We start from the raw sequence: 7,627 nt of genomic DNA on the forward strand, positions 1-7,627 counted from the left end.
CCATAGAGGCCGACATTGGCCGGAAATGGCGGCTTCAGCCGCGGCTGGCCCTTCTTGCCTTCGAGGCTTTCGAGCAGCGCCGTTTCCTCCCCACAGATATAGGCGCCGGCGCCATGGTGCATGTAGATGTCGAAGTCGTAGCCGGACGTGTTATTCTTGCCGATCAGCTTGGCCTCATAGGCCTCGTCGATGGCGCGCTGCAGCGCCTCGCGCTCGCGGATGAACTCGCCGCGCACATAGATGTAGGCGGCGACCGCGCCCATGGCGAAGCCGGCGATCAGGCAGCCCTCGACCAGCGTGTGCGGGTCGTGGCGCAATATGTCACGGTCCTTGCACGTGCCGGGTTCGGATTCGTCGGCATTGACGACGAGATAGCTCGGCCTCCCGTCGCTCTGCTTGGGCATGAACGACCATTTCAGCCCGGTCGGGAAGCCGGCGCCGCCGCGGCCGCGCAAGCCGGATGCCTTCATCTCGTTGACGATCCAGTCGCGCCCCTTGGCGATGATGCCAGGCGTGTTGTCCCAGGCGCCGCGCGCCATCGCGCCGGCCAGCGACTTGTCGAAGCGGCCGTAGATGTTGTTGAAGATGCGGTCTCTGTCCTGAAGCATTGTTCGTTCCTCAGACCGGTTTCTTGCCGGTGGGCCGATTCTTGTCCATGAGCGACGGCTTGGCCGGCTTGGCGGCTACCTTCTTGCCGCCAGCGCCCAACGGCGCATTCTTCAATTCCGGCGCCTTGAAAGCAGCCGCTGGCTCAGCCTTGGTCTTGGGACCGCTGCGCTGTTTCGAAACCTTTTCGACCTCCGGCGCGGCCTTGTTGGCGTTGGCCGCCGAATGCCGCGGTGCGGCGACGCTCGCCGCCTTTTCCGTCTCTGGTGCGACCTTCGTCGGGGAAGGCGACCTCAGCGCCGGGCTGGTTTCGGGCGCATCGGTCTTCGGCTTGCTGGCTTTCGATGGCGCGACAGGGGGAGCCGGTACCTGTGCGGCCGGAGCCGCCGGCGTTGCGACAATTGCCGTTGGCGCGGCCTCCCTGGCGGCCTTGGCGGCTGCCTTGGCTTCCCTGTCGCGGGTCGTCTTCAGGATCGCCTTTTCGCTCTTCAGCGTCGTCAGGCCGGTGATCGGCTCGGAGGTGATGCGGCCATTCTGCGGGCCCGGCGTCACCGAGGCGCCCTTGCCGGCGTCGTAAAGATCGATGATCTCGGCAAGCCGCTCCGGCGTCAGGTCCTCGAACGTGTCCTTGAAAATCATCACCATCGGCGCGTTGACGCAGGCGCCAAGGCATTCGACCTCCTCCCACGACAGCGTACCCTTGTCGTTGGTGTGGAACTGGTCGTGATGGATCTTCGAGCGGCACACGTCCATCAGCGCTTCCGAGCCGCGCAGCATGCAGGGCGTGGTGCCGCAGACCTGGATATGCGCGCGGGTGCCGACCGGATTGAGCTGGTATTGCGTGTAGAAGGTGGCGACCTCCAGCCCCCTGATGTAGGGCATGCCGAGCATGTCGGAGATCGCCTCGATCGCCGCCTTGGTCACCCAGCCTTCCTGCTCCTGCGCCAGCATCAGCAACGGGATGATCGCCGATTGCTCGCGGCCCTTCGGGTATTTCTTGATCCATTGCTTCGCCGCTGCCGCATTCGCCCGGCTGAAGGCGAACGAGGCTGGCTGGACGCTGGCTTCTGCGAGACGGCGGACTGACATTTAGCGATCGACCTCACCAAACACGATGTCGAGGGAGCCGAGAACGGCGGTAACGTCGGCCAACATGTGGCCACGGCACAAAAAGTCCATGGCCTGCAGATGCGCGAAGCCTGGCGCGCGCAGCTTGCAGCGATAGGGTTTGTTGGTGCCGTCCGAGACCAGGTATACGCCGAACTCGCCTTTCGGCGCTTCGACCGCAGCATAGACCTCGCCCGCCGGCACGCGGTAGCCTTCGGTGTAGAGCTTGAAGTGATGGATCAGCGCTTCCATCGAACGCTTCATCGCCGCACGCTTCGGCGGCACCACCTTGCCGTCGAGATTCGACACCGGCCCCGCACCTTCCTTGCCGAGCAGCAGGTCGACGCACTGGCGCATGATCTTCGCCGACTGGCGCATCTCTTCCATGCGCACGAGATAGCGGTCGAAACAGTCGCCGTTCTTGCCGATCGGGATGTCGAAATCCATCTCCGAATAACATTCGTAGGGCTGCGACTTGCGCAGGTCCCAGGCCACACCCGAGCCGCGCACCATCACGCCGGAAAAACCCCAGGCCCAGGCATCGGCCAGCGACACCGTGCCGATATCGACATTGCGCTGCTTGAAGATGCGGTTGCCGGTCAGCAGTGCGTCAAGATCGTCGAGCGATTTCAGGAACGGGTCGATCCAGTTGCCGATATCCTCGACCAGCTTCTGCGGCAGGTCCTGGTGGACGCCGCCGGGCCGGAAATAGGCCGCATGCATGCGCGAACCGCTGGCCCGCTCATAGAATACCATGAGTTTTTCGCGCTCGACGAAGCCCCACAAGGGCGGCGTCAGCGCGCCGACATCCATCGCCTGCGTCGTCACATTGAGGATGTGCGACATGATGCGGCCGATCTCGCAATAAAGCACCCGGATCAGCTGGCCGCGCTTCGGCACTTCGATGCCGAGCAGTCGCTCGGCGGCAAGCGCGAAGGCATGCTCCTGGTTCATCGGCGCGCAATAGTCGAGCCGGTCGAGATATGGCACCGCCTGCAGATAGGTTTTGGCTTCGATCAGCTTTTCAGTGCCGCGATGCAACAGCCCGATATGCGGATCGACGCGATCGACGACTTCGCCATCAAGCTCCAGCACGAGGCGCAAAACGCCATGCGCCGCCGGATGTTGCGGACCGAAATTGATGTTGAAGTTGCGAACGGAGGTTTCAGCCATTTACTGCTTTGCCTTCTCATCCCCCGGGAGCACGTAATCCGTACCTTCCCACGGAGACAGAAAATCGAAATTGCGGAATTCCTGCTTCAATTCCACCGGCTCGTAGATGACCCGCTTGGCCTCGTCGTCGTAGCGCACCTCGACGAAACCGGTCAGCGGAAAATCCTTGCGCAGCGGATGACCCTCGAAGCCGTAATCGGTCAGAATCCGCCTGAGATCGGGATGGCCCGAAAACAGCACGCCATAGAGATCGTAGGTTTCGCGTTCGAACCAGTCGGCGCCCGGAAACACACCGGTGATAGATGGCACCACCGTCTCTTCGTCAGCCTGCACCTTGAGCCGGATGCGAACATTCTGCTTCGGCGACAGCAGATGATAGACGACGTCGAAGCGATTGGCCCGCGACGGATAATCGGCGCCGCACACATCGATGATCGAAATGAACTGGCATTTTTGATCGTCGCGCAGGAAGGTTATCACCTCGATCAGATCGTGCGGCTCGACAGAGATGGTGAGTTCGCCATAGGCAAGCACCGCCTCGCCGATCCGGCCGTTCAGCTTCTCTCCGAGATAGGTCGAGAGTTCACTCAAGGACTGGCTCATGCCGCTCACCGTTCGATCGTGCCGGTGCGGCGGATCTTCTTCTGCAGGAGAAGAATGCCGTAAAGCAGCGCTTCCGCACTCGGCGGGCAGCCGGGCACGTAGATGTCGACCGGCACGACGCGGTCGCAGCCGCGCACCACCGAATAGGAATAATGATAGTAGCCGCCGCCATTGGCGCAGGAGCCCATCGAGATGACGTAGCGCGGCTCCGGCATCTGGTCGTAGACCTTGCGCAGCGCCGGCGCCATCTTGTTGGTCAGCGTGCCGGCGACGATCATGATGTCGGACTGGCGCGGAGACGCGCGAGGAGCAACACCGAACCTCTCCGAGTCATAGCGCGGCATCGAGGTGTGGATCATTTCGACCGCGCAACAGGCGAGACCAAAGGTCATGAACATCAGCGAGCCGCTGCGCGCCCAGGTGATCAGCGCCTCGGTGGAGGTGACGAGAAAACCCTTGTCGGCCAGTTCGTTGTTGATCTCGAGGAAGAATGGATCATTCGCCCCCACCGGCTTCCCGGTGCTGGGGTCGAGAATGCCCTTCGGCTTCGGCGCGACGAGCGTGCCGGAATTGTCGCTCAATCCCATTCCAGCGCTCCTTTCTTCCATTCATAGGCAAAGCCGATGGTCAGCACCGCCAAAAACACCATCATCGACCAGAAACCGAGTATGCCGATCTGGCTGAAAGACACGGCCCACGGGAACAGGAAGGCCACTTCCAGATCGAAGATGATGAACAGGATCGACACTAGGTAGAAGCGGATGTCGAACTTCATGCGGGCGTCGTCGAACGAATTGAAGCCGCACTCGTAGGCGGAAAGCTTTTCCGGATCTGGGTTGCGGAAGGCCACCAGGAAGGGGGCGGCAAGCAGCGCCAGGCCGACGACCAGCGCCACGCCGATGAACAGGACGATGGGCAGGTACGAACTCAACAATGCGTTCATGCTGCAGCTTTCCGTTGGCGGCCAATCCACTCTGATTACAGCACCGGACCCACTTGCGGAAGCGTGACAGTTTAACCACTGAACCGTTTTAGAAGGCTCTATGCTGCAACGCGGCGAGGGTTAGCGCAGCGCCTTCGGCGAAGCAAGTCAAACCTTGTTCAAAACACGGTGCCTGGACGGCATATCCGGATAAACTGGTCCGATCCGCTCCTGTTTGATTTCTTTCAACTTTTACTCCAGTTTTCTCTCCTGACATAGATGCCGCCAAAACCCTGCTAGCATGGCGCGGAATCATCGTCCAAACCTTGGGTCGAACGCCAACAGAGTGCCGTCTGCATGAAGGAAAAAATCTCGCTCGCCATGGCCCGGCGCATCGCGCTTGCCGCACAGGGGTTTGCCGATCCTCGCCCTAACAGCACGCCTGATCGCCGCCATCTGGCCCGCGTCCTTGCCCGCACCGGCCTGCTGCAGATCGATTCCGTCAGTGCGGTGGTGCGTGCTCACTATATGCCGCTCTATTCGCGGCTTGGCCCCTACCCGCTTGCGCTGCTCGACAACGCCGCCGTGACGCGCAAGCGCAAAGTCTTCGAATATTGGGCGCATGAGGCCTCCTTTCTGCCGGTCGAGACCTATCCACTGATGCGCTGGCGCATGGAGCGGGCCGAGCGCGGCGAGGAAATGTATAACGGGCTGGCCAAGTGGGGCCGCGAACGCGCCGCCTACATTGAAGACATCTATCGCGAGGTCGTTCAACGCGGCCCGATCGCCGCTTCCGCCCTGGAAGGCCAGAAAGGCTCGGGCGGCTGGTGGGGCTGGAGCGATGCCAAGCACGCTTTCGAATGGCTGTTCTGGGCCGGCCGCATCACCACGGCGTCGCGTCGTGGCTTCGAGCGGCGCTACGATCTGCCGGAGCGCGTGCTGCCGCCTGCGATACTTGCCCTGCCAGTGCCCTCCCCTGAGGATGCGCACCGCGAATTGCTGCGCATTTCCGCCCGCGCCCACGGGGTCGCGACGGCGGGCGACCTGCGCGATTATTTCCGCCTCTCTCCAGCCGACATCAAGGGCCGGATTGAGGAACTGGTCGACGCCGGCGATCTTTTGCCCGTACGCGTCGAAGGCTGGGACAAGCCGGCCTATCTTTACAAGGACGCCCGTTTTCCGCGCAAGATCGAGGCACGCGCGCTACTCGCTCCGTTCGATCCGGTCGTCTTCGAGCGGTCGCGCACGGAAAGACTGTTCGACTTCCGCTATCGCATCGAGATCTACACCCCCGTCGAAAAGCGCCAGTACGGCTATTATGTGCTGCCGTTCCTGCTCGGCGAAAGGATCGTGGCGCGCATCGATCTCAAGGCCGACCGCCCCGCCGGCGTGCTGCGCGTCCATGCCGCCTATGCTGAGCCCGGCGCCCCGCCGAAAACCGCCGCCGAACTCTTCGAGGAGTTGAAGCTGATGCAGGGTTGGCTCGGGCTGGAACGCATCGAAGTGACTCCGGCCGGCGACCTGGGTTCGGCTCTCGCCAACATTGCCGCATCGTAGACGTGCGTTGACACGACTGCCTGCACAGGCCTAAATCCAATCCAGACGGTCTCCTCTCGGCAAAGGGAGGAGCCAAGAGGGAATGCGGTGCGAAATTCCGATTTCAAATCCGCGGCTGTCCCCGCAACTGTAAGCGACGAGCCAAGGCCGAAAACCACTGGGACGGTCCCGGGAAGGCGGCACCAAGGCGATGACCCGCGAGCCAGGAGACCTGCCGTCTAGGACAAAAGAATCCGATCGCCTGGCGGGTTTTCCGGGCAAGGAGCCTGATTTGGAACGCGACAGCAGTTTTTCGGCTGAGACAGCGGACGTATTGCCCGATAGTGATCCCTTGGCCGGCGTCACGGTGATCGTCTGCGCCTCCTGCCGTGACGAGATCGGCTCCGATGGCCATCCCCGCGCCGGCGAACTGTTGGCCGAAGACACGCGCCGCGCCGCCTCCGGCGAAAATATCCGTATCCGCAGCGTCGAATGCCTCGGCAACTGCAAGCGCCGGCTGAGCGCCGCGATCCTGCGCGACGGCTGCTGGAGCTACGTCTTCGGCGACCTGACCACGACAAGCGGCGCCGATCTCGTCACTGGCGCAAAGCTCTTCGCCACCTCGACGGACGGTCTCATTCCATGGCGCGGCCGCCCCGATAGTCTGAAGCGCGGCCTCGTCGCCCGCATCCCTCCCCTCGACCTTTTTAAGGACTTGACATGACCGCTTCCGTCTCCCGCGTGCCCTGCACCGTCGTCACCGGCTTCCTCGGCGCCGGCAAGACGACGCTGATCCGCCATCTGCTCGAAAACGCCGGGGGCAAGCGGCTGGCCATCATCGTCAACGAGTTCGGCGACATCGGCATCGACGGCGAGATCCTCAAGGGATGCGGCATCGACACCTGCCCCGAGGAGAATATCGTCGAGCTGGCCAATGGTTGCATCTGCTGCACCGTCGCCGACGACTTTGTCCCGGCGCTCGACCAGATCCTGTCGCTGACGCCGAAGGTCGACCATATCCTGATCGAAACCTCCGGGCTGGCTCTGCCCAAGCCGCTGGTCCAGGCCTTCCAGTGGCCGTCGGTGAAGAGCCGGGTGACCGTGGACGGCGTCGTCGCCGTGGTCGACGGACCGGCGCTGGCCGAAGGCCGCGTCGCCAACGACATGGACGCCCTGCAGGCGCAGCGCGCGCAGGACGAGACGCTCGACCACGACGATCCGGTCGAGGAGGTGTTCGAGGACCAACTCGCTTGCGCCGACCTGATCATATTGTCGAAGAGCGACTTGATGGACGCCGCCGGTTCGGCCCGCGCCAATGCCATCATCGGCGAGCACACCGCGCGCGCCGTCAAGATCATGCCGACCTCGCAAGGTAAGGTCGATCCGTCTGTGCTGCTCGGCCTCGGCCTTGCCGTCGAGGACGACATCGAGAACCGCAAGACCCACCACGACGACGAACTCGACCACGAGCATGACGACTTCGATTCCTTCGTCATCGACATACCGTCGATCGCCAATCCCGATGAGCTGGCTTTGCGTGTCGCCACGGCGGCGGAGGAAGAGAACGTGCTGCGCGTCAAGGGTTTCGTCGACGTCGGCGGCAAGCCGATGCGGCTGTTGCTGCAGGCTGTCGGTCCGCGCGTCAATCACTATTACGACCGCGCCTGGACCGCTGAGGAC

9 protein-coding genes and 1 riboswitch are annotated in these 7,627 nt (G+C 62.7%); of the genes, 3 read left to right on the forward strand and 6 right to left on the reverse strand.

All coding sequences use genetic code 11. The annotated features are described in order from the left end of the window. The 6 genes from nuoF to EOA86_RS14125 all read right to left on the reverse strand — a co-directional run. A partial coding sequence (gene nuoF / locus EOA86_RS14100) for an NADH-quinone oxidoreductase subunit NuoF (RefSeq protein ID WP_128342197.1) occupies nucleotides 1-608 on the reverse strand: 608 nt, incomplete at its 3' end. Between the two features lie 10 nt (nucleotides 609-618). Then, on the reverse strand, nucleotides 619-1,695 hold the full coding sequence (nuoE, locus tag EOA86_RS14105; RefSeq protein WP_245497261.1) for an NADH-quinone oxidoreductase subunit NuoE: 1,077 nt from the start codon (nucleotides 1,693-1,695) through the stop codon (nucleotides 619-621). Continuing rightward, entirely contained in the window at nucleotides 1,696-2,886 is a 1,191-nt protein-coding gene (locus EOA86_RS14110) for an NADH-quinone oxidoreductase subunit D (RefSeq protein ID WP_128342199.1), read from the reverse strand. Then, on the reverse strand, nucleotides 2,887-3,489 hold the full coding sequence (locus EOA86_RS14115; protein ID WP_127210081.1) for an NADH-quinone oxidoreductase subunit C: 603 nt from the start codon (nucleotides 3,487-3,489) through the stop codon (nucleotides 2,887-2,889). Nucleotides 3,490-3,494: 5 nt separating this feature from the next. Further along, nucleotides 3,495-4,076, reverse strand: coding sequence for an NADH-quinone oxidoreductase subunit B (locus EOA86_RS14120; RefSeq protein WP_027156092.1), 582 nt, complete (start codon nucleotides 4,074-4,076; stop codon nucleotides 3,495-3,497). Further along, entirely contained in the window at nucleotides 4,067-4,432 is a 366-nt protein-coding gene (locus EOA86_RS14125) for an NADH-quinone oxidoreductase subunit A (RefSeq protein WP_127210083.1), read from the reverse strand. The genes EOA86_RS14120 and EOA86_RS14125 overlap by 10 nt, the downstream gene beginning before the upstream one ends. Before the next feature lie 336 nt (nucleotides 4,433-4,768). Here EOA86_RS14125 and EOA86_RS14130 point away from each other — a divergent pair, with 336 nt between their 5' ends. From EOA86_RS14130 to cobW, 3 genes are all read left to right on the forward strand, one after another. Beyond that, nucleotides 4,769-5,968 carry a winged helix-turn-helix domain-containing protein gene (locus tag EOA86_RS14130; protein ID WP_128342201.1) on the forward strand — a complete coding sequence of 400 codons (1,200 nt, stop codon included), beginning with the start codon at nucleotides 4,769-4,771 and terminating at the stop codon, nucleotides 5,966-5,968. Between the two features lie 29 nt (nucleotides 5,969-5,997). Beyond that, a riboswitch (cobalamin riboswitch) is annotated at nucleotides 5,998-6,202 on the forward strand. 37 nt (nucleotides 6,203-6,239) lie between these two features. Next, nucleotides 6,240-6,671 carry a DUF1636 family protein gene (locus EOA86_RS14135; RefSeq protein WP_128342202.1) on the forward strand — a complete coding sequence of 144 codons (432 nt, stop codon included), beginning with the start codon at nucleotides 6,240-6,242 and terminating at the stop codon, nucleotides 6,669-6,671. Beyond that, the coding region (cobW, locus tag EOA86_RS14140) for a cobalamin biosynthesis protein CobW (RefSeq protein ID WP_128342204.1) at nucleotides 6,668-7,627 on the forward strand (960 nt) is incomplete at its 3' end. The genes EOA86_RS14135 and cobW, both read left to right, overlap by 4 nt.

The organism is Mesorhizobium sp. M5C.F.Ca.IN.020.32.2.1 (assembly GCF_004023105.1).
Taxonomy (GTDB): domain Bacteria; phylum Pseudomonadota; class Alphaproteobacteria; order Rhizobiales; family Rhizobiaceae; genus Mesorhizobium; species Mesorhizobium wenxiniae.